Source organism: Delftia sp. HK171 (assembly GCF_001886655.1).
GTDB classification, from domain to species: domain Bacteria; phylum Pseudomonadota; class Gammaproteobacteria; order Burkholderiales; family Burkholderiaceae_C; genus Comamonas; species Comamonas acidovorans.
This window is the reverse complement of the sequence record NZ_CP018101.1, coordinates 3,394,115-3,419,387: the sequence shown is the minus strand read 5'-3', so window position 1 is coordinate 3,419,387 and position 25,273 is coordinate 3,394,115. Positions and strand designations below refer to the sequence as shown.

Annotated in this window: 23 protein-coding genes; 9 read left to right on the top strand and 14 right to left on the bottom strand. The window is 64.0% G+C overall.

What is annotated here, in order from left to right:
• Window positions 1-12: 12 nt before the first annotated feature.
• Window positions 13-2,346, bottom strand: a complete 2,334-nt coding sequence (locus BO996_RS15465; RefSeq protein WP_232240326.1) for a TonB-dependent receptor — start codon at window positions 2,344-2,346, stop codon at window positions 13-15.
• Window positions 2,347-2,526: 180 nt separating this feature from the next.
• Window positions 2,527-3,861, bottom strand: coding sequence for a sigma-70 family RNA polymerase sigma factor (locus BO996_RS15460; protein ID WP_071955457.1), 1,335 nt, complete (start codon window positions 3,859-3,861; stop codon window positions 2,527-2,529).
• Window positions 3,862-3,894: 33 nt separating this feature from the next.
• Here BO996_RS15460 and BO996_RS15455 point away from each other — a divergent pair, with 33 nt between their 5' ends.
• Together BO996_RS15455 and BO996_RS15450 are read left to right on the top strand one after the other, a co-directional pair.
• Window positions 3,895-4,236: a hypothetical protein gene (locus BO996_RS15455; protein WP_232240325.1), complete on the top strand. Its 342-nt coding sequence runs from the start codon at window positions 3,895-3,897 to the stop codon at window positions 4,234-4,236.
• A 90-nt stretch (window positions 4,237-4,326) separates the two neighbouring features.
• Window positions 4,327-5,076 (top strand): DUF4377 domain-containing protein, encoded by a 750-nt coding sequence (locus BO996_RS15450; protein ID WP_071955455.1) that lies wholly within the window; start codon window positions 4,327-4,329, stop codon window positions 5,074-5,076.
• Between the two features lie 166 nt (window positions 5,077-5,242).
• Here the strand turns inward: BO996_RS15450 and BO996_RS15445 are convergent, their stop codons facing one another.
• The gene (locus tag BO996_RS15445; RefSeq protein ID WP_071955453.1) at window positions 5,243-6,142 is read right to left on the bottom strand and encodes a LysR family transcriptional regulator; all 900 of its coding nucleotides are present in this window, start codon (window positions 6,140-6,142) and stop codon (window positions 5,243-5,245) included.
• Window positions 6,143-6,343: 201 nt separating this feature from the next.
• Here BO996_RS15445 and BO996_RS15440 point away from each other — a divergent pair, with 201 nt between their 5' ends.
• The 6 genes from BO996_RS15440 (at window position 6,344) to BO996_RS15415 (ending at window position 12,105) form a co-directional block, all read left to right on the top strand.
• Entirely contained in the window at window positions 6,344-6,955 is a 612-nt protein-coding gene (locus BO996_RS15440) for a glutathione S-transferase family protein (protein WP_034392716.1), read from the top strand.
• Window positions 6,956-7,009: 54 nt separating this feature from the next.
• Window positions 7,010-9,085 (top strand): FAD-binding oxidoreductase, encoded by a 2,076-nt coding sequence (locus BO996_RS15435; protein ID WP_071955451.1) that lies wholly within the window; start codon window positions 7,010-7,012, stop codon window positions 9,083-9,085.
• A 57-nt stretch (window positions 9,086-9,142) separates the two neighbouring features.
• Complete coding sequence (locus BO996_RS15430; RefSeq protein ID WP_071955449.1) at window positions 9,143-9,841, top strand: hypothetical protein; 699 nt, start codon at window positions 9,143-9,145, stop codon at window positions 9,839-9,841.
• A 15-nt stretch (window positions 9,842-9,856) separates the two neighbouring features.
• The gene (locus BO996_RS15425) at window positions 9,857-10,090 is read left to right on the top strand and encodes a hypothetical protein (RefSeq protein WP_043781750.1); all 234 of its coding nucleotides are present in this window, start codon (window positions 9,857-9,859) and stop codon (window positions 10,088-10,090) included.
• A 167-nt stretch (window positions 10,091-10,257) separates the two neighbouring features.
• Entirely contained in the window at window positions 10,258-10,722 is a 465-nt protein-coding gene (locus BO996_RS15420; RefSeq protein ID WP_071955447.1) for a GNAT family N-acetyltransferase, read from the top strand.
• 555 nt (window positions 10,723-11,277) lie between these two features.
• The gene (locus BO996_RS15415) at window positions 11,278-12,105 is read left to right on the top strand and encodes a hypothetical protein (protein ID WP_071955445.1); all 828 of its coding nucleotides are present in this window, start codon (window positions 11,278-11,280) and stop codon (window positions 12,103-12,105) included.
• A gap of 99 nt (window positions 12,106-12,204) precedes the next feature.
• Here the strand turns inward: BO996_RS15415 and BO996_RS29115 are convergent, their stop codons facing one another.
• The gene (locus BO996_RS29115; protein WP_156897967.1) at window positions 12,205-12,396 is read right to left on the bottom strand and encodes a hypothetical protein; all 192 of its coding nucleotides are present in this window, start codon (window positions 12,394-12,396) and stop codon (window positions 12,205-12,207) included.
• Here BO996_RS29115 and BO996_RS29110 point away from each other — a divergent pair.
• Window positions 12,395-12,724: a hypothetical protein gene (locus BO996_RS29110; RefSeq protein ID WP_156897966.1), complete on the top strand. Its 330-nt coding sequence runs from the start codon at window positions 12,395-12,397 to the stop codon at window positions 12,722-12,724. The genes BO996_RS29115 and BO996_RS29110 overlap by 2 nt on opposite strands.
• Before the next feature lie 68 nt (window positions 12,725-12,792).
• Here BO996_RS29110 and BO996_RS15410 read toward each other — a convergent pair whose 3' ends face one another.
• The 10 genes from BO996_RS15410 to BO996_RS15365 all read right to left on the bottom strand — a co-directional run bounded on the left by BO996_RS15410 (window position 12,793) and on the right by BO996_RS15365 (window position 25,070).
• Window positions 12,793-14,637 (bottom strand): acyl-CoA dehydrogenase, encoded by a 1,845-nt coding sequence (locus BO996_RS15410; protein ID WP_071957122.1) that lies wholly within the window; start codon window positions 14,635-14,637, stop codon window positions 12,793-12,795.
• A gap of 108 nt (window positions 14,638-14,745) precedes the next feature.
• Complete coding sequence (locus tag BO996_RS15405) at window positions 14,746-15,921, bottom strand: acetyl-CoA C-acyltransferase (RefSeq protein ID WP_013802768.1); 1,176 nt, start codon at window positions 15,919-15,921, stop codon at window positions 14,746-14,748.
• A 59-nt stretch (window positions 15,922-15,980) separates the two neighbouring features.
• Window positions 15,981-18,092, bottom strand: coding sequence for a 3-hydroxyacyl-CoA dehydrogenase NAD-binding domain-containing protein (locus BO996_RS15400; RefSeq protein ID WP_012205151.1), 2,112 nt, complete (start codon window positions 18,090-18,092; stop codon window positions 15,981-15,983).
• 170 nt (window positions 18,093-18,262) lie between these two features.
• Window positions 18,263-19,408: a radical SAM protein gene (locus BO996_RS29105; RefSeq protein ID WP_156897965.1), complete on the bottom strand. Its 1,146-nt coding sequence runs from the start codon at window positions 19,406-19,408 to the stop codon at window positions 18,263-18,265.
• Complete coding sequence (locus BO996_RS15390; RefSeq protein ID WP_081816215.1) at window positions 19,401-19,829, bottom strand: SPASM domain-containing protein; 429 nt, start codon at window positions 19,827-19,829, stop codon at window positions 19,401-19,403. Before BO996_RS15390 ends, BO996_RS29105 begins: the two co-directional genes overlap by 8 nt.
• 99 nt (window positions 19,830-19,928) lie before the next feature.
• Window positions 19,929-20,624, bottom strand: a complete 696-nt coding sequence (locus BO996_RS15385; protein ID WP_012205150.1) for an ABC transporter ATP-binding protein — start codon at window positions 20,622-20,624, stop codon at window positions 19,929-19,931.
• A gap of 10 nt (window positions 20,625-20,634) precedes the next feature.
• Entirely contained in the window at window positions 20,635-21,456 is an 822-nt protein-coding gene (locus BO996_RS15380; protein WP_071955440.1) for an ABC transporter ATP-binding protein, read from the bottom strand.
• Between the two features lie 3 nt (window positions 21,457-21,459).
• A complete protein-coding gene (locus tag BO996_RS15375; RefSeq protein ID WP_013802771.1) occupies window positions 21,460-22,824 on the bottom strand; it encodes a branched-chain amino acid ABC transporter permease in 1,365 nt (454 codons plus the stop codon).
• A 4-nt stretch (window positions 22,825-22,828) separates the two neighbouring features.
• Window positions 22,829-23,782 carry a branched-chain amino acid ABC transporter permease gene (locus tag BO996_RS15370; protein WP_013802772.1) on the bottom strand — a complete coding sequence of 318 codons (954 nt, stop codon included), beginning with the start codon at window positions 23,780-23,782 and terminating at the stop codon, window positions 22,829-22,831.
• Between the two features lie 52 nt (window positions 23,783-23,834).
• Complete coding sequence (locus tag BO996_RS15365) at window positions 23,835-25,070, bottom strand: branched-chain amino acid ABC transporter substrate-binding protein (RefSeq protein WP_012205146.1); 1,236 nt, start codon at window positions 25,068-25,070, stop codon at window positions 23,835-23,837.
• Window positions 25,071-25,273: the final 203 nt, after the last annotated feature.

Genomic DNA, 25,273 nt, shown 5'->3' with positions numbered 1-25,273 from the left:
CTCAGAAATGCCTCAGAAATCCACCGAAGCGGACACCACGAAGGTGCGCGGAATCATCGGCGAGACGGCGCCCCAGGACGTGACGCCGGCCCAGGCCTTGCGGTCGGCCACGTTCTGCACCGTGGCGCGCAGCGTGGTCTTGCGGCCTGCGATGCGAGTGGCGTAGCGCAGGCCCAGGTCGGTGCGTGTCCAGCCCGGGATGCGCAGGCGGTTGGCCTGGTCCACGAACTGGGCGCCGGTGTAGGCCAGGTCGCCGACCAGGGTCAGGCCCTCAAGAGCGGGCACATCCCATTCCACGCCCAGGTTGGCCAGCAGCCGCGAGGTGCCGATGGGCCGGTTGCCCACCAGCGCAGGCGTGGCCGAGCGCGTGATCTCGGGCTTGAGCCAGGTCACGCCACCGAGCAGGCGCAGGCCGCGCGCGGCCTCGCCGTAGGCATACAGCTCCATGCCCAGGTTGCGCTGCTCGCCGTTGGTCTTGTAGACGCCCTGGTCCAGGCCGCCGCTGGGTTTTTCAATGCTGAACAGGGCGGCCGTGGCCATGAAGCTGCCGAAGTCGTACTTGCTACCCACTTCGTACTGGCGGCTCTTGTAGGGGCGCAGCACCTCGCCGTAGTTGCTGGCTGCGGGCGGCGCGATGTCGCCCTTGCTCAGGCCTTCGATGTAGTTGGCGTAGAGGCTCCAGTTGGGCGCCTGGCGCCAGACCACGCCCACGGCGGGCGTGGTCACGCTCTCGTCGTAGACATTGGCGGCGCCGCCCGTGAGCACGTTGTAGTTGGTGGATTTGATGGCCTGGTGGCGCAGGCCCAGCGACAGTTGCAGCCGGTCCTGCAGCAGCGAGAGCGTATCCACCAGGGCCAGGCTGGTGTTGCGGTTGTCATGGATGCGCGGAATGGCCGAAGGCCGCGCAATGCTCTGCGGCGCGTGGGCAATGGGCGCATAGATGTTGGACACCACGGTGGAGCCCGCCTGCAGCGCGCGGTGAAAATCCTCGCGGTAGCTGGCCAGCTGCAGCGTGACCGAATGCTTGACACCGGCCAGCGCAAAGCGCGAGCGCAGGCCCGCGTCGATGGTGCTGCGGTCCACGTCGAACACCGCGTAGGTGGGCGTGATGCTGGTGGCGCCCGCCGCACTGGTCAGGCGCGGGGCCGAGTCGTAGATGCGGTCCACATCGGCGCGCGACTGGCCGATGTTGGCGAACAGCGTGAGCTGCTGCGTGAGATCCAGTTCGGTGCGCAGCAGCACGGCACGCTCGCGGTTCTTGGACCATTCCCAGGGCTGGGTCACGTTGCGCCGGCCATCCGGCGCAGCAGGCATGGAGGTGAGCCCCGTGGGCATGATGGGCCGGCCCACGCCGTCGATGCGCTCGTCCTGCGAGAGCAGGTCCAGCGTGGCACGGAAGCGCTCCACCTCGTAGTCCAGCGCCACGGCCAGCACATGGCCGTCGGTGCTTTGATGGTCCATGGACGTATCGCCGCCGTACTTGCTGGCGTTCACACGGATGCCGTACTGGGCCTCATCGCCAAAGCGCCGGCCCACGTCGGCATGGGCACGCCAGAGGCTGTCCGAAGTCCAGCCCGTGGTCAGCCGCGCCACATCTTCATTGGCGCGCTTGGGAGCGATGTTGATCACGCCGCCCACGGAGCCGTTGGGCGACATGCCGAACAGCAGCGCGCCGGGCCCCTTGACCACCTCGATGCGGTCCACGTACTCGGTGCGCACGCGGTAGTTGGGGGCAATGCCGTAGATGCCGTCAAAGGCGATCTCGCCCGAGTTGCCCTCCCAGATCGGAAAGCCTCGGATATAGAGGTTGTCCACGTTGCCGCCCGGCAGCACGGTGTAGCGCACGGAAGGGTCGCGGTTCACCGCCTCGGCAATGGTGCCGGCCTGCTGGTTGCGCACGGCCTCGGACGTGTAGCTGGTGGTGCTGAACGGCGCCTGCATGTTGCCGGTATTGCCCAGCACGCCCAGGCGCACGCCCTTGGCCACCTGCCCGCCGGCGTAGGGCGCGGGCAGCAGGCTCACATACTGGTCGCCGGCCGTGACGGTGATCTCGGACAGGCGGTGCGCGTTCTCCGGCGCGTTGGCGGCAGTGGGAAGCAGGGTCAGCGTACCGCCCTCGATGCGCCCCTGCAGGCCGCTGCCCTGCAGCAATGCCGCCAGGCCCTGGCGCACATCGTGGCTGCCGTTGAGCGCCGGGGCCTGCCGGCCCTGCACCAGTTCGGAGGAGTAGGTGAGCTGCAGCCCCGCCTGGCGCGCAAACTGGCTCAGCGCCTGGGCCAGCGGCTGGGCCGGCACGTCGAAGGACACCGATTGCGCGGCGGCCAACTGCAGTTGCAGGCCCAGCACCAGGCCTGCACATGCATGAAAAACCGCTGTGCGGCGGAGAGGGAGGCGGAATCGGGAGGACTTGGGAGCGGACATAAGGACTTTCTGGAAGACAGGCTCATTGCGAATCGCCGGCTCAGGCAGGGTGCCCGGCCTTTCATATGCAAATACGAGTCACTCCCAAAAACCCTGAAAAAAACCTCACGGCTCCGCGCGCCCGCCGCGCCGCGCAATCCGCAGGCCGCCGTCGTCCAGCACGCTGACCTGCACCGGGGCGAACTGCGGCAGCCCGCGCAACCATCGCTCGGTCTGGGCAATGCGCACATGGCCGCTGATGGCCAGTTGCGCCGCGCCCTCCTCCACCACCAGGCGGCGCCGCGTGTAGCGGCCCAGCCGGTGCACGACGCGGCCCAGCGGTTCCTGCTCGAAGACCAGTTCGCCCTCGCGCCAGGCCGCGGGCCGTTGCTGGAGCTGCGGCTGCCAGGCAGCGCCATCGGCATTTCCTTCGCCGCCGTCCAGGGGAATGCGCAGCGACTGGCTGTCCTGCAGCAACTGGCTGCGTCCGGTGGCCACATGCTCCACCCGCACCTGGCCCGACTCCACCTGCACGCGCACCGCATCGGGCTCCAGTTCCACGCCAAAGCGCGTGCCCAGCACGGTCACGCGCAAGGGGCCGGCCTCCACCACAAAGGGCCGTGCCGCATCGCGCGCCACGGCAAAGAAGGCGGCGCCTTCCAGCAGCTGTGCCTGTCGCAGGTCGGCACGGTAGGTCAGTGCCACGCGGCTGGCGGCGTCCACGCGTAGCACGCTGCCATCGGGCAGTTCCAGGCTGCGCTGCACGCCCGTGGCGCTGGCCAGTTCACCTTGCCACAGCACGCGGCGGCTCCACATCTGCCAGGCGGGCCAGGCCGCGCTGGCCATGCCGGCCACGCCCAGCAGCGCGCCCAGGGCACGCCGCCGCCGCTTTCTGAAAGAGGCCTGCAAGCCCGCCTCCACCCCGCCGCGCCAGCGCAGCAAGGCGGCTTCCAGGCAGGCATCGGCCTGCATCAGGTCGCGCTCCACGGTGTTCAGGGAGACCTGCAGGCGCTGGGCGATGTCGGCCTGCCGCTCGCCATGCAGGCGGTGGGCCAGCAAGGCGGCCTGCATGCGCTCGGGCAGGTCTGCAATCGTGCGCTCCACCACGGCCAGCGCCTGCCGGTACATGGCGCGGTCGGCCACATCGCCTTCGGCCTCGGGCTGCAATTGCGCCCAGTCGTCCATGCAGCGCTGCTGCGCACCGCGCTGGCGCAGCCTGTCTATCGCCAGATGCTTGGCCGTGGCAAACAGGTAGGCCCGCGCGGCTTCGAGCGTGGGCGAGCTGCCATCGGGCAGCTGCGGCGGCGCATCGGCCAGGCGCAGCCAGGTTTCCTGGGCCAGTTCCTGCGCCTCTTCACGGCTGCCGGTCTTGCCGGCCAGATAGGACACCAGTTGCTGCTGGCAGGCACAGAAAAGCTGGTGCCAGCGCGCAGCGGTCCAGGAGGCGGAAGGGGTGGGCATGGCCGGGGGGGATGTGAGAAATCGACAACGAGAATGACTATCATTCTAGTTTTGTTTGATCCAGGCAGGCTCGGCGGACTGGCCATCGAAGGCAAACTGTCCACCCATCAACATCCGGACCACATGCCCATGATCTTCCTGGCGATCACATCTACCGGCTTGGCACAGGCACTTCTCGCCGCCACCGAAAGCGACGCCATCTGGTGCGGCAGCGACGCGATTTCCGAAGCCGACTACGCCGCCCGACAATGGTCCAACCTCAGCCGCTTTGCCTACTCGCTGGAGGACCGCGTTTTGATCGACGATGCCGTGTCCACCATTGAGGAACACCACCCAGGGCATACGATCTGGGTCGAGGCATCTTCCCTGCGATAGCGGGTTCTCTGGTCACCACCTTGAGGGCTTCAATTGAAAGCTTTTCTTCAATTCCTGGCAGCCATACTTTTGTCCACTGCAAGCCACGGCATGGAACACATTGCCAGCCAAAGTGCGCTACCGCATCAAAACAAGGACGCGGAGTATTTATCTGCCTACGAGTGGAACCTGCAGCAGGCTTTCGATGCCGTAGGCAAAGAGAAAAATAATTGGAAAACACCAGACAGCCCCTCAATAAAGCTGTGGTTCTCCAAAGATGGAGATTTCGGTACACGGATATGCAATATCCTGACCTGGAAGTATGAGATGGATGCCGATGGAGGCTTCCAGATCAAGCCCGGCTTCTACACGATGGTCGGGTGTCCCGAGCCATTGATGGAGCTGCAAAAATGGGCGAGTGACTTACTGTCAAGGAAATTCCACTACACATTGACAAGGGCAATCGCCAACGCACCGCCCCATCTGCAACTGCGCTTTGCCGATGGCAGCCGCTGGGAACTGAAAGGCGAACCCACACCAATAACGAAGTACGGAAGTGAGGGCCAGCCGATTCTTCTGGAAGTCGAAGCGCAACATGTGCCATGCAATGACAGCACAGCCAATGGCTCCGAGTGCCTGCGCGTTCGAGAAGTCAATTGGCATGTTCGCAACGGGAAAGGCGAATTCCACAACCATGGGAAATGGCAGACTTTCAAATTGACGGCGATTGAAGGCTATTCACATCCACCGGGCTGGCACGGTGTTCTGAATGTCACTCGCTTCAAGTTGAAGAATCCCCCGTCCGGCGAAATGGCATTTGCCTATCTATTGCAGGGAGAAACAACCCGATTCTCCCAATAGAGACGCCATGCTTGCCTACGCGCCCAACCCCAAAGTCATTTCCCGAGCCACCTGCGCAGCCTCCCTGCGCCTGACCTCGGCCTGATCGACAAAGCCGCAATCCAGCGATTCGGCGCTGGTGCACATGGTTTGCAATGCGCCGGAGATGGCTTCCCGGCAATGGCCGCTACCACCTCAACGCCGCCACCCGCAGCGCATCCACCGCCATATCGATGAACGCCCGCACGCGGTGCGCGGCGTGTCGCCCTTCCCTGTGCACCACATGAATCGGTAGCGGCGGCCGCTCGAAGGGCTCCAGGACCAGGCGCAGTGCGCCGTCCTGCACGGGTTTGGCGATCTGGTAGAGCGGCAGGCGCGTGATGCCTTGCCCGGCCAGGGCGCAGTCCGCCGCAGCCTCGTTGGTCATGGACATGAGGCGCGGCTGCAGGCGCACGGCCAGGGCCTTGTCGCCTTCGAGAAACCGCCATTCGGGCGTGGAGGTGAGGCCGGATGCGGTGATGGTGGTGTGCTGCGCAAGCTCCTCGGGCCGCTGGGGCACGCCGTGGCTGGCCAGGTATGCGGGCGAGGCACACAGCACCTGTCGCACGCTGCCCACGCGGATGGCCTGCAGCGAGGAGTCGGGCAGATCGCCGATGCGCACGGCCAAGTCCACGCCCTCGTCCACCAGGCTGACCACGCGGTCCACAAACCAGCAGTTGACGTCCACCTCGGGAAACCGGCCCAGGTAGTCGTGCACCACGGGCAGCACGTGCATGCGCCCGAAGTTGACCGGCGCCGTGAGCGTGAGCCGGCCGCGCGGTGCGGCATGGGCGCTGGCGGCATGCTCGTCGGCCTCTTCCAGCTCGGCCAGGATGCGGCGGCAGCTGTCGGCGTAGGCCGTGCCGGCCTCGGTCACGCGCACGAAGCGCGTGGTGCGCGTGAGCAGGCGCACGCCCAGACGCTCCTCCAGGTCGGAGACGGCCCGCGTCACCACCGAGGGCGAGACCTTGAGCCGCCGTGCGGCCGAGGCGAAGCCGCCTGTGTCCACCACTGCGAGAAATGCCGTCATGGACTGGAAGCGATCCATCTGTGCCTGCCTTGTCTGTGTCGTGTATCTGCCCGGCTGCGGGCGGCCCGCGCAGGACTGCCCAGGTTTGCGCCGGCGCTTTGTTCGCGTTCCCGCAAGAGTGACTTGCCGCCGCCAGGGATTCTAAAGATGCGGGCGGAGAAGGAGGATACGTCCCGTGGCGCCGACAACCGGCGCCTTCACCAACCCCAAGGAACCGCAATGAAGCTCTACCACTTTCCCCTGTCCGGCCACGCCCACCGCGCCCGCCTCTTCCTCGGCCTGCTGGGCGTGGAGCATGAGCTGGTCCACGTGGACCTGGCCAACGGCGCGCAGAAGAAGCCCGAATTCCTGGCGCTGAACCCGCTGGGCCAGGTGCCGGTGCTGGACGACAACGGCACGGTGATTGCCGACTCCAACGCCATCCTGGTCTACCTGGCGCGCAAGCTGGACCGCCAGGACTGGATGCCCCTGGGCGCACAGGCCGAGGCTGAGATCCAGAAATGGCTGAGCATCGCCGCCGGCCCCATTGCCTTCGGCCCGGCGGCGGCCCGGCTGGTCACGGTGTTCAAGGCCCCCTTCCAGGCCGAGGAAGTGATAGCCCGCGCCCACGCCATCCTCGGCAAGATCGAGGCGCAATTGACCACCCGCCCCTTCCTCACCGGCGCCACGCCCACGATTGCCGACGTGGCCCTGTACAGCTACATCGCCAGCGCGCCCGAGGGCAATGTGGACCTGCAACCCTACCGCGAAGTGCGCGCCTGGCTCGGCCGCATCGAGGCGCTGCCGGGCTTCGTGGCATTCGCCCAGACACCGGCCGGCCTGCGGGCCTGAGCGCCTGAGTGCCTGAGCCACACCTCCCCTGAAACCCCGGCAAAGGAGCGCACCATGCACCCGCAACCCCTGCAAAACCCCGCCTCGCCATGGCATGCGGGCGAACTGGCGATCCAGCAAAGCGTTGGCGTCGTGGGCCGCATGGACATGCCGGGCCGCAAGTTCCTGCGCCCCTTCCTGCTGGACCAGCACCGCGAGTTCTATCCTCTGCTGCATTTCGTGGTGCTGGGCAGCGTGGATGCGCAAGGCGATGCCTGGGCCACGGTACGGGCCGGCGAGCCGGGCTTCCTGCACTCTCCCGATCCATCGACCCTGCATGTGGCGGCGGGCCGTGATGCGGCCGACCCGGCCGAGCCGGGCCTGGCCGATGGCCGCGCCGTGGGCCTGCTGGGCATGGACCCCATGACGCGCCGGCGTAACCGGCTCAACGGCACCGTGCGGCGCAAGACAGGCGTTGATGGGGCGGGCGCCTTCGACATCGGCGTGGTCCAGAGCTTCGGCAACTGCCCGCGCTATATCCAGAACCGCAGCGTCCGGTTTGTCCGGCCTGCCGGGGAGCCCACGCAGGTGCCGGCGGTCGAACTGGCATCGCTGGACCCGCGCGCGCGGGAGCTGATTGCGCAGGCGGACACGTTCTACGTGGCGTCCTACGTTGAGGACGGGGACGGCTCGCGCCAGGTCGATGTCTCCCACCGTGGCGGCAAGCCGGGCTTTGTGCGGATCGACGCCGATGGAACGCTGACCATTCCAGACTTCTCGGGCAACCTGTTCTTCATGACGTTGGGCAACTTCCTGGTCAATCCCAAGGCAGGTCTGCTGTTCATCGACTCCGAAACCGGGGAAATGCTGCAGATGACGGGCGAGGCCAGCGTCATCCTCGACTCCCCGGAAATCGCCGCCTTCGAGGGCGCCGAGCGCCTGTGGACCTTCAAGCCCCGCCGCATCGTGCGCCGGCCCGGCGCCCTGCCGCTGCGCTGGAGCATGGCGGCCGACGGCTGGTCGCCCCACCTGCAGATGACCGGAAGCTGGGCCGATGCCAGCCAGCGCCTGGCCGCCGCCCGGCTGGGGCGGCAGTGGCGGCCGTTCCGGGTGGCGCAGGCCGTGGACGAGAGTTCCACCATCCGCTCGCTCTACCTGGAGCCGGCCGATGGCATGGCCACGGTGGCCCCCCTGGCCGGCCAGCACCTGCCGCTGCGCCTCACGCTGGCGGACGGCAGCCATCTGCAGCGCACCTATACGCTGTCGCTGGCGCCTTCGGACGGGCGCTTGCGCATCAGCGTCAAGAAGCAAGGCCGTGCGTCCAGCCATCTGCATGGCCTGAAGCCAGGCGATCTGGTCGAGGCCCGCCCGCCCGCTGGCAGCTTCACCGCCGATGCGGCCCTGCGCCGCCCCGCCGTGCTGCTGGCCGCGGGCATAGGCATCACGCCCTTGCTGGCCATGCTGCGCCACATCGTCCACGAAGGCCGGCGCACCCGCAGCCTGCGGCCCACCTGGCTGTTCCAGGCGGCTCGCACGCGCAGCGAACGGGCCTTTGACACGGAGATTGCCGAACTGGTGAAGGCCGGCAATGCCGAGGTGCACTGGGTGCGCACGCTCAGCCAGCCCGGCACGGCAAAGGCCGGCCGAGACTACGACCATGAGGGCCACATCGACATGGCCCTGTTGAAAGCCACCCTGCCCTGGGACGACTACGACTTCTACCTCTGCGGCCCGGACGCCTTCATGCAGGCCACCTATGACGGCCTGCGCGAACGCAATGTGCCCGACGAGCGCATCCACGCAGAAGCCTTCGGTCCCTCGGCCCTGAAGCGCTCCATGGCCGGTGCAGCCCCCGCCGCCGAACTGCCTGCACCCGCCACACAGCCTGTCCGCATCATCTTTGCCGACTCGGCCAAGGAAGCGCGCTGGAAGCCCGGCGACGGCAACCTGCTCGAAGTGGCCGAGGCCCGGGGGCTGGAGCCCGCCTTCGGTTGCCGAGGGGGCAGTTGCGGCGACTGCCGCACGCGTGTGCTGCAGGGCGGGGTGACCTATGCCTCGCCACCCTCCTTCGCCGTGCCAGCGGACGAGGCGCTGATCTGCTGCGCCGTGCCTGCGCAGGGGACGGGGGAGGCTTTGCATCTGGCGTTGTGAGGGACGGCCGCCTGGCGTAGATACACTCGACGCCATCGTCGCTCTCACCCTCGCCCCATGAAGCCTGCCACTCACCTGCCGGCCCTGCTTGCCGCAATCCTCGCCTGTCAAATAGGCTTGGCCAGCGCACAGATCACCACACCATCACCGGGCACCTATGTGCGCAAAGGCGGGGGCGGCGATCTGGTGGTGCAGGCTGGCGGCAAGTTCCACATCCAGACCGTGGGCGCCAATGGTCATACCTGCGAATTGGAAGGCACCATCACCAACGGCCGGGCCAGGATGGCGAACTCGGCCTGCGCCGTGGACTTCACGCCTGCAGGCCAGCGCGTCGGCGTCGACACGGCCACCGCCGAGGCATGCCGGGACTTCTGCGGCATGCGGGCCTGGTTCGGTGGCGATTACCTTCGGCCCACACCCGGCTGCACGGACAAGGCCATTGCCGCATCGCGCAGAAACTTCAAGCGCGCGTACGACGCCAAGGACTACCGCCTGGCGCTGACCACGCTGGCGCCGGTGCTGCAGGACTGCGATGAGGTGCTGACCGGGGTTACCAAGGGCTGGCTGCGCAACGACCTGGCGCTGGCGCAGCTTCGCTCGGGCGACGCAGCCGCCTGCCGCCAGACCCTGGCCCCGCTGGCCGAGGAAGCCGGCAAGACGGATCAGGAACTGCGCGAGGTCTATCCGCCCACCGATGCCGATGTGGTGCTTCCCATGCTCAAGGCTGCGCGCACCAATCTGCGCTTGTGCAGTTGAGGCGGTACCATCGCCATGAAAGATCCCGCATCGCCCAACGCAGGAATCTCCGGGCATTTCCGGCGTGAGGCGAAGTGGATGCTGTGGGTGCTTGGCGTGCTGCCCTTGGCGCTTGCCTTGCTGGCAGCGTGGCTGGCGCCGCTGATCCTGAACCATGTGGAGAAAGACAAATGCCTGAAAGCTGGAGCACAGATCTCCAGGCAAACCGGCAGGTGCGAACGCCCTGAACAGGCGCCCCCGAAGGAGTGAATTGCGGGCTATCCCGTTGCCCGCCTGGCACACGACGATGCCCTGTGCTTGGGCGTGGTGCCCATGCTGTAGCGGATCGGCGGCGGCCCGGGCGTCTTGCCCTATCCTTGTGCGCTTTCATTCCAACTGAGCAGCGCCCTTGAACAGGGCTTGACCCCTTGCTACCCATGACCGATATCCGCCCCGCCCACTTTCCCGAAGACCTCGACGCCGTGGTCCGCATCTTCCGGGAATACGTGGCCAGCCCCACCGTGAGCCTGGACTTCCAGGACTTCGAGACCGAGTTCGCCGCCCTGCCCGGCAAGTACGCCGCACCCCAGGGCTGCGTGCTGCTGGCCTGGAAAGACGGCCAGCCCGTGGGCTGCGCCGCCCTGCGCCAGGTGGATGCGCAGACAGGCGAGATGAAGCGCGTCTACGTGCGCCCCACGGTACGCGGCGAAAACCTGGGTCGCCGCCTGGTGGAAGGCATCCTGGACACCGCGCGGCATGCGGGCTACACCCGCATCTGCCTGGACGTGCTGCCCGAGTTCCAGGCCGCGCAGCGGCTGTATGAGTCCCTGGGTTTTGCGGATGCAGAGCCGGTGAGCTTCAATCCCGTGCCGGGCACGCGTTATCTCGGACTGGATCTTTGAGGCATGCACCCTCCGGCAGGCGGCCTTCAGCGCCTGCACGGCTTCCGATGCGCTGACACCCGGTCCCTGAGTCCTCGTCTGCAAGCATTCAGCACGGTGAGACCGTAGTCCATACCCCGATCCAACAGCCTGCCCGCAAGCGCAGCGGCGGTACGGACCACCTCTCCCCGCATCCTTCATCCGCAAATGCCCGTGGCCGAGCCGGGCAGCCTGTGCTTGTGCCCCGTGAATACCGCCCATGGCGAATGGCGCTGCCTGGGACCAAACGCTCATTGGCAGCATCTCTATTCACCTGGCGTTTCAAACCTGATTTTAGGAATTGTCCTAAGGATAATTCTGAAAATGATCTGTGGGTGACTTCTTTGATTGACCTCGTGCAGGCCATGAAATCAAATGAGGACTCTTCGCACAGCAAACATCAGAAACCCGCTTGGACACTGCCAGCGGATTATTCGCCTGCTTGCAACCACTCATTTCCGTCAAATTGCCTTTATTGATCAAGGCGCATTGGCTGGAATCCTCGATTCCGCTTCTGATCCAGCGTCTCCATACACCATGCCAGCCTCCATTGCCGCCACCTTCTATCAGATCGGCTATGCCGACATGCTTGCTCGCCAAATGGAGCAAAAACAGATCGATGCCATTGTGCTCACGCCACAGGAATACGCAGACATACTGAGCGACAAGGCGCGTAACAATCCTCGCCTGGCGGCCACGCTGCATGCCATGCTGGCCCACAGTGCGCTTGGGCGATACTGGACACACACCGCCAGCCCGAATGCAGGCAAACCCTGGGTCGCTCCCGCCTCCCTGCTGGTCAGCGACGCGTACCTGATCACCAAAACGCTGATTGCATTGGGCTTGGCCGGCGCCCGCTCCTATATCAAGACAACCGCCACAGGCACCTATATCATCATCACGGGCTACGCGGGACTTCGCCGCCAGTTGCTGCAAGGCACGCGATTCCTTGCCGCCAATCCACGCATGGTCCAGATGGGCCTGGGTATTCGCGGTCTGCAGAATGTGGCCAAGGGCGGGTTTCTTCTGAGCCTGGTGGTGGGCGCCGGGATAGAGACACTGGACTTCATCTTCAATGACGAGAAGACCATGCATGATCTTGTGGGAGGGATTGGGGTGGAGGCAGTCAAGGCGGGATTGGCGACGATGATTGCAATAAGCGCGGGAGCCTTAACTGCAAGCGTTACTACTTTGGTCATTTTTTCGTTAGGAGCGATGGCGTTAGCCATATTTGCCACTGGAGCACTTCTCAAACACACAGATCAGCGATGGAAAATAAAACAAAACGTTATTACAGCCCTAAAGTCTGTAAACAATGAAAAAGCACCAGGCATATATAAACTAGATCAAAGTACCATTCAATAAAGGCAGCCATCATCTCTCAGCACGGACGCATCATCCAAGGATCACGATCCAACCAAAAAATCAACTTCACAAGATACTTCGCGTCAAATCAAAAGAAAATCAATTCATTAAAATAAATATGAGAGACATAAAAAATATTCGGAAATCTGCAATATTTGGAATACCCATCAGCATTCTACTATCCGTCGGATGTTTCTGGTTTTTCTTTGCAGAAACAATCCCGATGCTAGAAGACATAAATGCTCTCGCGCCAACCATAAGAATCATGCCGGGCGCACCAACAATCTTCATGACTCCTCTCGTTTTTATTACATTAGCACTGGTATCGATGCTGAATTCCATCCCCTGCAACGACAGTATTCTACGAAAATTCGATAAAGCACTATCAATAGTTTTCACCCTTGGAATTTCTTCAGCACTGGTTTCTTTGATATTTATTACTCCGCTGCAGTACTATGCGATGCCTAAGCTGGGCTATACACGCTGCAATATCCTGGAAGGGCATCCCACCATATATTTCACGGACTGGGTCAAAAACGCCGAATGGTGCGTTCGCGGAAAATCCAGAGAATGGGTCAAGGAGCAGGCCAGGCTCTCCGGCAACCTTGAAAATCCCTGAAATAAAAAAAACGCAGACCACATGGTCCGCGCTTTTTGCATCCTACGGCAGCCGTGCTGCCAACTCCCTCAGAACGCCTCTTCGCTCATCTCCGCGCAAGTCATGTCGCGCTCACGCACGACCTTGAGCCAGGCGCCGATCTTCGGCAGCTCGTAGCCAAAGAAGTAGCGCATGGCGGCCATGCGGCCAGCGTTGGCAGGTTCGGCCAGGGCGGCGTCCTTGGCGAGTACGGCCAGGGACACGTCCAGCCAGGTCCAGGCCAATACCGTGTGGCCGAAGGCCTGCATGTACGGCACGGCATTGGCCAGGGCCTGTTGCGGGTCGTCGGTGGCCCATGCGGCCTTGGTGGTGGCGCCGACTTCCTGCAGAGCCTTGGCCAGTTCATTGGCATGGCCAGCCAGCTCGGGCCGGGCCATGGCGCGCTGGATGGTGTCGTTGATGCGCGAGGCCAGCAGTTGCAGGCCCTTGCCGCCCTCCATGAGCACCTTGCGGCCCAGCAGGTCCATGGCCTGGATGCCGTGCGTGCCTTCGTGGATCATGTTCAGGCGGTTGTCGCGCCAGTATTGCTCCACGGGAAAGTCGCGCGTGTAGCCGTAGCCGCCGTGGATCTGGATGGCCAGGGAGTTGGCCTCCAGGCAGAACTCGCTGGGCCAGCTCTTGGAGATGGGGGTCAGCACTTCCAGCAGCAGCCGGGCCTCGGCCACGGAGTCGGGCGTGCCGGTGTGCTGCTCATCGACCAGGCGCGCGCAGAACAGGTTCAGCGCCAGCGCGCCTTCGCAATAGGACTTCTGCGCCAGCAGCATGCGCTTGACGTCGGCGTGCTCGATGATGCGCGACTGGGGGCGCGTGGCATCCTTGCCGGCTGCACCCGGCGCCCCCTTGATCGGCCGGCCCTGCGGGCGGTTCTGCGCGTAGTCCAGGCTGGCGTGGTAGCCCGCCATGCCCAGCATGGTGGCGGCCATGCCGATGGAAATGCGGGCCTCGTTCATCATGTGGAACATGCATTTGAGGCCCTCGCCGGGCTTGCCGACCAGGTAGCCCACGGCCCCGGCGCCGCCGCGCACGGGAAAGCGGCCTTCCCCGAAGTTCAGCAGCGTGTTGGTGGTGCCGCGCCAGCCCAGCTTGTGGTTGAGGCCGGCCAGGGCAACGTCGTTGCGCTCGCCGGTGAGCTGGCCTTCGGTGTCCACGAGCTTCTTGGGCACGATGAACAGCGAGATGCCCCGCACGCCGGGCACGGGCTTGCCATCGGGGCCGGGGATCTTGGCCAGCACCAGGTGGACGATGTTCTCGGTCAGCTCATGGTCGCCCGCGCTGATCCACATCTTGTTGCCCTTGAGGCGGTAGCGCGGGCCCAGCGCATCGCTCTCGAAGTCGGCTCCATCGGGCTCGGCACGGGTGGCAATGTCGCTCAGTGACGAGCCGGCCTGGGGCTCGGACAGGCACATGGTGCCGGCCCAGCGGCCATTGAATTCGTTGGTGGCGAAGACCTGCTTTTGCATGTCCGTGCCGTGGGCCATGATGGCATTGGCATTGCCCGAGGTCAGCATGTTGGAGCCGATGCTGATGGAGGCCGCCGCGAAGAAGCTGTTGGCTGCCGCCTCCACCGTATAGGGCAGCTGCATGCCGCCGATGTCGTAGTCCTGGGCGGCGCTGAGCATGCCCGAGTCTGCATAGGCCTGGCGCGCATCGTGGGTGCACTGGGGCAGGATGACTTTCTCGCCGTCGAACTGCGGCTCCTGCGTGTCCACGGTGCGGTTGAAGGGGGCGTATTTCTCGCGGGCGATGCGCTCGCAGGTGTCGAGCACGGCATCGAAGGTGTCGCGCGAATGGTCGGCAAAGCGCTCGCGCTCGCCCAGCGCATCGGCGCGCAGCCATTCATAGAGCAGGAAATCGATGGTGGAACGCAGGCGCATGGTGATGTCCGGAATCAAAAAAGAAGCCGCAGGCGCCGCCAGAGGGAGCGCGTGCGGCCAACAGGAGTAACGGGAACAGGCGGTGGCGGCCGCAGCCGCCAACTGCACTTACAGCACTTCGAACACGCCGGCGGCACCCATGCCGCCGCCGATGCACATGGTCACGCAGACACGCTTGGCACCGCGGCGCTTGCCTTCGATCAGGGCATGGCCCGTCAGGCGCTGGCCCGACACGCCATAGGGATGGCCCAGGGCAATGGCGCCGCCGTTGACATTGAGGCGATCGTTGGGGATGCCCAGCTTGTCTCGGCAGTACAGCACCTGCACGGCAAAGGCTTCATTGAGCTCCCACAGGTCGATGTCCTGCACCGTCAGGCCCAGCTTCTTGAGCACCTTGGGCACGGCGAAGACGGGGCCGATGCCCATTTCGTCGGGCTCGCAGCCGGCCACGGCAAAGCCCAGGAAGCGGCCAAGAGGCTTGAGGTTGTTGCGCGAGGCATAGTCCTCACTGACCACCACGCAGGCGCCTGCGCCATCGGAGAACTGGCTGGCATTGCCGGCCGAGATCACGCCGCCGGGCAGCGCGGGGCGGATGCCCGAGATGCCTTCCTTGGTCGTGCCCTCGCGCACGCCCTCGTCCTTGCTGCAGGTTACTTCCTTGGTGATCAGGCCGCGCACCTTGTCGGCCACGCCCATGGTCACGGTGATGGGCGCGATCTCGGCGTCCAGCAGGCCGGCGGCCTGGGCCGCGCAGGCCTTTTGCTGGCTGGCGGCGCCGTATTCGTCCATGGCGTCACGGCCGATGCCGTAGCGCTTGGCGACCTGTTCGGCGGTCTGCAGCATGCTCCAGTAGATCTCGGGCTTTTGCTTGGCCAGGGCCAGGTCCTGGATCATGTGCAGGTTCATTTCCTGCTGCACGCAGGAGATGGACTCCACGCCGCCGGCCACGTAGACATCGCCCTCGCCCGCGATGATGCGCTGCGATGCGGTGGCGATGGTCTGCAGGCCCGAGGAGCAGAAGCGGTTGATGGTCATGCCCGATGCGGTGATGGGCAGGCCGGCCTTGAGCGCGATCTGGCGCGCAATGTTCATGCCGGTGGCGCCTTCGGGGTTGGCGCAGCCCATGATCACGTCATCGACGGCGGCAGGGTCGACGCCTGCGCGCTGCACGGCGTGCTGCACGGCATGGCCGCCCAGCGTGGCGCCATGGGTCATGTTGAAGGAGCCCTTCCAGCTTTTGGCCAGGGGCGTGCGGGCGGTGGAAACGATCACGGCGGATGTCATGGATATTCCTTGTATGGCGGGTTTGCGGTGGTTCGCAAAAAGTTCGTGCGCCGCACGTCTCAGCTGAATTGCTTGCCTTCGGCCGCCAGCTTCGCCAGCAGCGGGGCTGGCTGCCAGAAATCGGCGTCGTCGTTGGGGTTCTTGGCGAAGCGGTTCATGGCCTGGACCACGTTGAACAGCCCGACCTCACCCGCGTAGTGCATGGGGCCGCCGCGCCAGATAGGGAAGCCATAGCCGGTCAGGTAGACCATGTCGATATCGCCCGACTTGCCGGCGATGCCGTCTTCCAGGATGTGGGCGCCTTCGTTGACCAGGGCGAAGACCAGGCGCTGGACGATTTCCTCGTCGGAGATCTTGCGCGGGGTGATGCCCAGCTCCTTGCGGTGGGACTCGATCATCTGGTTGACCAGCTCGGACGGGATGGCGTCGCGCTTGCCCGCCTGGTAGTCGTACCAGCCCGCGCCGGTCTTCTGGCCGAAGCGGCCCAGCTCGCACAGCTTGTCGGCCGTGCGGCTGTACTTCATGTCGGCGCGCTCGACGGCGCGGCGCTTGCGGATGGCCCAGCCGATGTCGTTGCCGGCCAGATCGCCCATGCGGAACGGGCCCATGGCGAAGCCGAACTTCTCGATGGCCTTGTCCACCTGGGCGGGCGTGGCGCCTTCGTCCAGCAGGAAGCCGGCCTGGCGCGAGTACTGCTCGATCATGCGGTTGCCGATGAAGCCATCGCACACGCCCGAGACCACGGCGGTCTTCTTGATCTTCTTGGCCAGCTTCATCACGGTGGCCAGCACGTCCTTGGCGGTGTGCTTGCCGCGGACCACTTCCAGCAGCTTCATCACATTGGCGGGGCTGAAGAAGTGCATGCCCACCACGTCCTGCGGGCGCTTGGTGAAGGCGGCGATCTTGTCCACGTCCAGCGTGGAGGTGTTGGAGGCCAGGATGGCGCCGGGCTTGGCAACCTCGTCCAGTTGCTTGAACACGGTTTCCTTGACGCCCAGCTCCTCGAACACCGCCTCGATGATGAGGTCGGCATTCTTGAGCGCGTCATACGACAGCGTGGTGCTCAGCAGCGCCATGCGCTGGTCGTACTTTTCCTGGGTGAGCTTGCCCTTCTTGACCTGGGCTTCGTAGTTCTTGCGGATGGTGGCCACGCCACGGTCCAGCGCTTCCTGCTTGGTCTCCAGAATGGTCACGGGAATGCCCGCGTTCAGGAAGTTCATGGAGATGCCGCCGCCCATGGTGCCGGCACCGATGACGCCCACGGTCTTGATGTCGCGCACAGCCGTGTCCGAGGGCACGTCGGCGATCTTGGAGGCCGCGCGCTCGGCCATGAACAGGTGGCGCAGCGCGCGCGACTCGGGCGACCACATCAGTTGCATGAAGGCATCGCGCTCCAGGGCCATGCCCTCGTCGAACTTCTTGCGCGCGGCGTTCTCCACCGTGTCCACGCAGCGGGCCGGGGCCGGGTAGTTCTTGGCCATGCCCTTGACCATGTTGCGCGCGAACTGGAAGTAGGCGTCGCCCTGGGGGTGCTTGCAGGGCAGGTCGCGCACGCGCGGCAGTGGACCACCCGCTGCGTGCTTGTCAGCCACTTCCAGCGCAAAGGCCTTGGCCTCGTCCAGCAGGGACTCGGGCGAAGCGGCCATCTTGTCGAACAGCTTCTGGCCGGGGATGGAGGCCAGCAGCTCGCTCTTGACGGGTTCGCCGCTGACGATCATGTTCAGCGCGGTCTCCACGCCCAGCACGCGCGGCAGGCGCTGCGTGCCGCCTGCACCGGGCAGCAGGCCCAGCTTGACTTCCGGCAGGGCCACCAGGGTGCCGGGAGCGGCCACGCGGTAGTTGCAGCCCAGCGCCAGCTCCAGCCCGCCGCCCATGCAGACGGTGTGGATGGCGGCCACCACGGGCTTGCTGCCCTGGTCCAGCGAGTTGATCAGCGAGACCAGGTGCGGCTCGCGATACGCCTCTTCCTTGCCGAACTCGTTGATGTCAGCGCCGCCCGAAAAAGCCTTGCCGGCGCCCGTGATGACGATGGCCTTGACGGCCGGGTCGGAATAGGCCTTGTCCAGCCCCTCGACGATGCCCCGCCGCGTGGATAGCCCCAGGCCGTTGACCGGCGGATTGTTCAAGGTGATGACGGCGATGGCACCGTCCACTTTGTATTCAGCAGTCATGCTGTTGTCCCCTATGCGATAGAAAAAGAACGATCGTGCGTTTTTGATTGTAGGGAGTTCTTCCGCCTTTGCCATCCACCCTTGTCTCGGGCGGGACAAATTGTGTCGAGACGCCGAATAGGCACCTGTTCACCACGGTCTGACTCACTTCAGAAATTCCGTGTGCAGGCCTAGGCCGCCACGGCCAGCGGAGGTACGTCAAGCTTGATTTGCTGCCCCTCCAACATGGCATACCCTATTGACAGATAGTGGTTGCACAACTCCGGTTCGCCAACCAGAGACTGCTCCGCGTCTTCTGGCCGAAACAGCAACAGATGGCGCACATACAGCAGGTCGGCCTCGGACTCGATGGCGAAACGGATGAAATCCGGAAACTCGTGGATATTGTTGCGCTTCAGTGTCCAGGACAATCCAAGCCGTGGCCGGCGAAGCAGATCAGATCCGCGGCGCAGCGTTTGGTAATAGTCGAGATTTTTCTTGAATGTAGGCAAATCGGCGCCTGTGCGATTGGCGGCAAAAACCTCGTCCGTGATCCCGTCTATGGAAAAGGTGAGCGTATCCACCAAGCGAATCTTTCGTTCGTCAAACCGCTGCTTCACAAATGTCCCATTGGTTACGCAGGTGACCAGCACGTTGTATGCCTCGCACAACTCGAACAAACGATTCCACAGGGGCATGGACACCATGCTCGGCTCGCCGCGGCCCACCAGGTTGATCAACGTCAGATAGGGGAAAACTTCATGTGCCAGAGACTCCAGCACATCTTGCGAAAAAGCCGGGCGCCGATTGTTCATGCGGTGCTCATTCTCATCTCCATGGCTGCTGCAATGCGAGCAGTGAAGATTGCATGCGGCAGTCAGTTCGAGACTCAGGGACTCTGGCAGATGCGGCACCTGTGCCAGCTGGCGAGACTCACTGTTCACCACCTGGGCGCGAACCCATTCCTTCAACCCCAGCAGATAGGCCTGCCTTGACAGTTCGTCTCCATCCTCAGGAACAAGTGCAGCGGAAACCACATCGAATTCTCCGTGCCCCTGAACAAAGGCTTCCAGCCGCAACTTTACCCAGCCCGCCTCACGCGCTTCATCGGGAATCAATACGCGTATTCGCTCCACCTGGTGGACGTTTTGCAATCGAAAGCAAATGGCACGCTCTTCGCTGTAACGTCCCAGGATGCCGGTTGAAAAATACAGCTTGCTGAAATCATATCGATTGACGGGAGCCTTTTTTATGCGCAACGCCAATTCTATGTATAAATCCTCTTTTTTGACACGGAACAATCCTAGATTCTTCAGCTGAGGTTGGATTCTATTCATTTTTATTTCTCTCCCCCTGCTCCTTTATGAAGTCCCAGGCAATCGGTTGATATTCAACCTTCTTGGCTAGCGAAGCTTGTGTTCTTTCCCCTCCAAAGTTCGCCCAGATATTTCTCTGTTCGGCATATCTGATTTCACGAAACCAGCATTTCTTGCATTGCTCCCATTCTTTTTCCGTATTGAGCGTGCCGCGCACCGACTGCATGCGCTCGTTGTTCCATAGCGAAGAAAAATTGACATCCTTCTTCAGATGGCCCACATTTTCAGCGTACATGTTCGCACAAGTCACGACCTCTCCATCGGCCATGATGACCGCTGTCCGGTGTATGAATATGCATTCAGCCGGTTCCGCGGTTGATCTATCCACTGCAACCGCCTTGGCTTCATCGTGCAGCCTTTTCAAGTCTTCAATTGAAAGCATGATGTCGATTTTTTAAAGTTGAACTGATAGACATGGGGATGTCATTTCAGAAAATCCATCATAAGCCATCAATTGAAGACCCGGCGCAAGGCGATTTTCTTAAACCTCCAGCCACTCCTTGCGCACCTTCTGATCGGCGCGCAGCCCGTCGGGCGTGCCGTCGAAGACGATGCGCCCATGGCCCATGACCAGGGCGCGGTCCGAGATGCTCATGGCAATGGTGAGCTTTTGCTCGATCAGCAGCACGGACACGCCGCGCTGCTTGATCTTTTGCAGGTACTCGCCCACCAGCTCGACGATCTTGGGAGCCAGGCCCTCGGTGGGCTCGTCGATGATGATCAGGTCGGGGTCGCCCATCAGCGTGCGGCACAGGGTCAGCATCTGCTGCTCGCCGCCCGACATCACGCCGGCCTCGGTGTGCTGGCGCTCCTTCAGGCGCGGGAACATGGCGTACATGTCGTCGAAGCCCCAGCGGCTGTCCCGGCCCTTGCCCTTCTGTCCCAGCAGCAGGTTCTGGTGCACGGTGAGGTTGGGGAACACATCGCGGCTCTCGGGCACGTAACCCACGCCCAGGTGGGCGATCTCGTAGGCCTTGCGGCCGGTCAGGCTCTGGCCCTTCCAGTCCAGCGAGCCCTCCCAGTGCACCAGGCCCATGATGGCCTTGGCCGTGGTGGAGCGGCCCGAGCCGTTGCGCCCCAGCAGCGCGACGATTTCGCCGGGCTGCACCGAGAAATCCACGCCATGCAACACATGGCTTTTGCCGTAGTAGGCATGCAGGTTGTTGATGTTCAGCATCCGTGCTCCCTCAATGTGCACCAGCTTGTTGATCGGCGACTGAAGATCCGAGATAGGCCTCCTGCACGCGCGGATTGGCACGCACGGCCTCGGGCGTGTCGTAGGCGATGACTTCGCCGTAGACCACGACGGCGATCTTGTCGGCCAGGCCGAAGACCACGCCCATGTCGTGCTCCACGGTCAGCAGGGTCTTGCCTTCGGTGACCTTCTTGATCAGCTGGATGAAGTGGGCCGTTTCGCTGTTGCTCATGCCGGCCGTGGGTTCGTCCAGCAGGATGACGCCGGCGCCGCCGCCGATGGTGATGCCGATCTCCAGCGCACGCTGCTCGGCATAGGTCAGGTTCACCGCCAGCGTGTCGCGCTTTCTGTGCAGGCCGATCATCTCCATCAGCTCATCGGCGCGGGCATTGGCGTCGCGCAGCTTCGACAGGAAGCGCCAGCAGCTGTAGCGGTAGCCCAGGCTCCACAGCACGCTGCAGCGCAGGTTCTCGAACACGCTGAGCTTGGGAAAGATGTTGGTGATCTGAAAGCTGCGCGACAGCCCCATGCGGTTGATTTCATAGGGCTTCTTGCCGTCGATGCGCTGACCGTTGAGCAGCACCTGGCCGCTGGTGGGCTCGAAGCGGCCACTGATCAGGTTGAACAGCGTGCTCTTGCCCGCGCCGTTGGGGCCGATGATGGCCACGCGCTCGCCCGGCTTCACGGCCAGCTGGGCGCCACGGATGATCTCGGCCTTGCCGAAGCGCTTGTACAGGTCGCGCAGCTCCAGCGCATAGGTGGCCTCGCCAGCCACGGCGGCGGTGCCCGGACGTTCGATTGCAATGCTGGACATGGTTCAACCCTCCCCGCGCTTGATGGCTTCTTCGATTTCTTCCTGGATGCGCTCCCAGCGGCGCAGGCACCAGCGCCTGGCCACTTCCAGCAGGCCCAGGCCCACCACGAAGATGGCAACGGCCACGGTCCAGGTGGAGGCCGAGCTGGTATCGAGCTGCACGCCCATGAACGAGACCTGGGGACCCAGGGCCGCATTGAGCTGCAGGTGGTAGATCATCTCGACGATGGCCGCGCCGCCCACGATCATGACCAGTGCGCTGGCCGCGATGGCCAGGTAGGGCTGGGCCAGCCGGCGCCACTTGCCGAAGCGCGCCACGCGCAGGTTCATCATGATCAGGCTGGCAACGCCGCCGGGTGCGTACATCACCATCAGCAGGAACACCAGGCCCAGGTACAGCAGCCAGGCCTTGGTCAGCTCCGACAGCAGCACCGAGGCCAGCACCAGCAGCACGGCGCCGATGATGGGCCCGAAGAAGAAGGTGGCGCCACCCAGGAAGGTGAACAGCAGGTACGAGCCCGAGCGCATCACGCTCACGCTGTCCATGGCCGTGATGATCTCGAAGTTGATGGCTGCAAGCCCCCCGCCCACGCCTGCGAAGAAGCCCGCGATGATGAAGGAGAAGTAGCGCACGCGCTGCGTGTTGTAGCCCACGAACTCCACGCGCTCGGGGTTGTCGCGCACGGCGTTGAGCATGCGGCCCAGAGGCGTGCCCGTGAAGGCGAACATGGCGGCCGTGCAGATGAAGCAGTAGGCAGCGATCAGGTAGTACACCTCCATGCCCGAGCCGAAGGTCAGCCCGAAGAAGGGCTTGCCATAGACGCGGTCGGTGGTGATGCCGCCCTCGCCCCCGAAGAACTCGGGGAACATCAGCGCCATGGACGCCACCAGCTCGCCGATGCCCATGGTGATCATGGCGAAGGTGGTGCCCGACTTCTTGGTGGTCACATAGCCCAGCAGGGCCGCGAAGAACATGCCGCCCAGGCCGCCGATGATGGGAATCAGCACCAGCGGAATGCCCCAGTCGCCGGAGCTGGCCCGGTTCATCGCATGGATGGCGATGAACGAGCCCAGCCCCGTGTAGACCGCATGGCCGAAGCTCAGCATGCCGCCCTGCCCCAGCAGGATGTTGTAGGACAGGCAGATGATGATGAGATAGCCGATCTGGCTGAGCATGGTCAGCGCCAGGCTGCTGGTGAACACTAGCGGCGCGACGATCAGCGCCAGGGCGAAGGCGCCCCAGATCAGGATGCGGCCGATGTTGAGCGGCTGGAAGCTGTAGTGGCGCCCTGCGCCCGCAGCCCCCGAAGCGCCCGGAACGCCTTTTGCGGCAGTGGATGTCATGGTCGTTTTGGTGATCGAGGACATGGTGTCAATCTCCCCGCGTGCCCAGAAGGCCCTTGGGCCGGAAGATGAGGATCAGCACCAGGAACAGGTAGGGCAGGATGGGCGCGACCTGGGAGATGGTGAGCTTGAGCAGCGGCCAGCCAAAGGTCTGCTCGCCGACCGGGCTGCCCAGCGAGGTCAGCAGGCTGGCCAGCGACCAGTCGATGGCCACGGCAAAGGTCTGCACGACGCCGATCAGCAGCGAGGCCACGAAGGCCCCCGCCAGCGAGCCCATGCCGCCGACCACCACCACCACGAAGATGATGGAGCCGACCGACATGGCCATGGCCGGCTCGGTCACATAGGTGTTGCCGCCGATGACGCCGGCCAGCCCCGCCAGCGCGCAGCCGCCGCCGAACACCATCATGAACACGCGCGGCACGTTGTGGCCCAGCGCCTCCACCATCTCGGGGTTCTTGAGCGCGGCCTGGATGACCAGGCCGATGCGCGTGCGCGTCAGCAGCAGCCAGACGGCCACCAGCATCAGCAGCGCCAGCAGCATCACGAAGGAGCGCGAGCGCGGGAACTGCGTGCCGTACAGCGTGAACAGCGGGCCCTGCAGCGCGGGAGGCAGGCCGTAGGGCACGGTGCCGCGGCCCCAGACCAGCTGCACCACCTCGAGGATGAGATAGGACAGGCCGAAGGTCACGAGCAGTTCGGGCACATGGCCGTACTTGTGCACGCGGCGCAGGCTGTAGCGCTCGAACATGGCGCCCAGCGCGCCCACCAGCAGGGGCGCGACGAACAATGCGCCCCAGAAGCCGATGATGCCGCTGAGCGTGTAGCCGAAGTACGCGCCCAGCATGTAGAAGCTGGTGTGGGCGAAGTTGAGCACGCCCATCATGCTGAAGATCAGCGTCAGCCCCGAGCTGAGCATGAACAGCAGCAGTCCATAGCTCACGCCGTTGAGCAGCGATATGGTGAAGAACTCAAGCGTCATCGAAAGGCCTTGGTCTCGGTGCGTTGGGGACAGGAAGCGGTGCGGGCCGCTCTCAGGACGGGCGCTTCATCTGGCAGGAGGTGGGCGTGCTGGCCACGTAGGGCTCGTAGTACTTCACCGGGGCGAAGGTGTAGCCCGTGTTCTCTGCGTCATACGGGTTCTTGCCGCCGGCCTTTTCCCAGCGCGTGATGTACAGGCCCTGCTGCAGCTGGTGGTCGGTCTTGCGCATCTCCACTTCGCCGTTGAAGCTCTTGAGCTTCATGCCCTCCAGCGCGGCCGCCACCTTCACGGGGTCGGTGCCGCCGGTCTTGACGAAGGCCGCATCCAGCAGCGCGAACACGTGGTAGATCGAGCTTTGCGTGAGGTCGTCGTTCATCTTCTTCTTGAACTCGGCCATCAGCGGCTGGATGGGGCCGCCCATGTTGTAGTGGCCATAGCCCACGGTGTAGACCTTGCCGTCGGAGGCCGCGCCCATGGCCGTGGGCGAGCCCGAGCCGAAGGCGTAGTAGGTGTAGAACTTGACGTTGTTCAGGCCCGCGTCGTTGGCGGCCTTGAGCAGCAGCGACAGGTCCGAGCCCCAGTTGCCCGTGATCACCGTGTCGGCGCCCGATTGCTTGATCTTGGCGATGTAGGGCGCGAAGTCGCGCACCTGGGCCAGCGGCGCGAAGTCGTCGCCCACCACCTGCACGTCGGGCCGCTTGGCCTTGAGCATTTCCTTGGCGTACTTGGAGACCTGCTGGCCGTGCGAGTAGTTCTGGTTGATCAGGTAGACCTTCTTGACCTCGGGCACGTCCTTCATGTACGTGGTCAAGGCCTCCATCTTCATGGAGGTATCGGCATCCAGGCGGAAATGCCAGTAACTGCACTTGCTGTTGGTCAGGTCCGGGTCCACGGCCGCGTAGTTGAGGTAGACGACTTCCTTGCCCTTGTTGCGCGCGTTGTGCTTTTCCAGCGCATCCATGATGGCCAGGGCCGGGCCCGAGCCGTTGCCCTGCACCACGTAGCGTGCGCCCTGGTCCATGGCCGAGCGCAGCACGGCCGTGGTCTCCTGCGGGCTGAGCTTGTTGTCCAGCGGGATGATCTCGAACTTCACGCCCGAGGCATTTTTCCTGTTGAACTCCTCGGCCATCAGCTGGAAGGTCTTGAGCTGGTTCGTGCCCACGGCGGCCATCAGACCCGACAGCGGATCGATCCAGCCGATCTTCACCGTCTCGCCCTTTTGCGCCCAGGCGCCCGATGCACAGGCCAGCATGGCCGAGGCGGCCACCGAATGCACGATCCACTTCATTTTTCTGTCTCCTTTTTCCGGTTGATTCGGATATCTGTATTGGCGCCAGACTAACGCCTGAATGACAATTTCCCTCTGGGGAATGCCTTAGAAACTATCGCGCATGCGACTTGGCTGCGGCCCTGGACACATTGGCGACAGATCGCCATCGATCAGGCCAGAAAACCGTGTTTTGCCTGATTTCAGGCAAAAAAAGGGGCGCC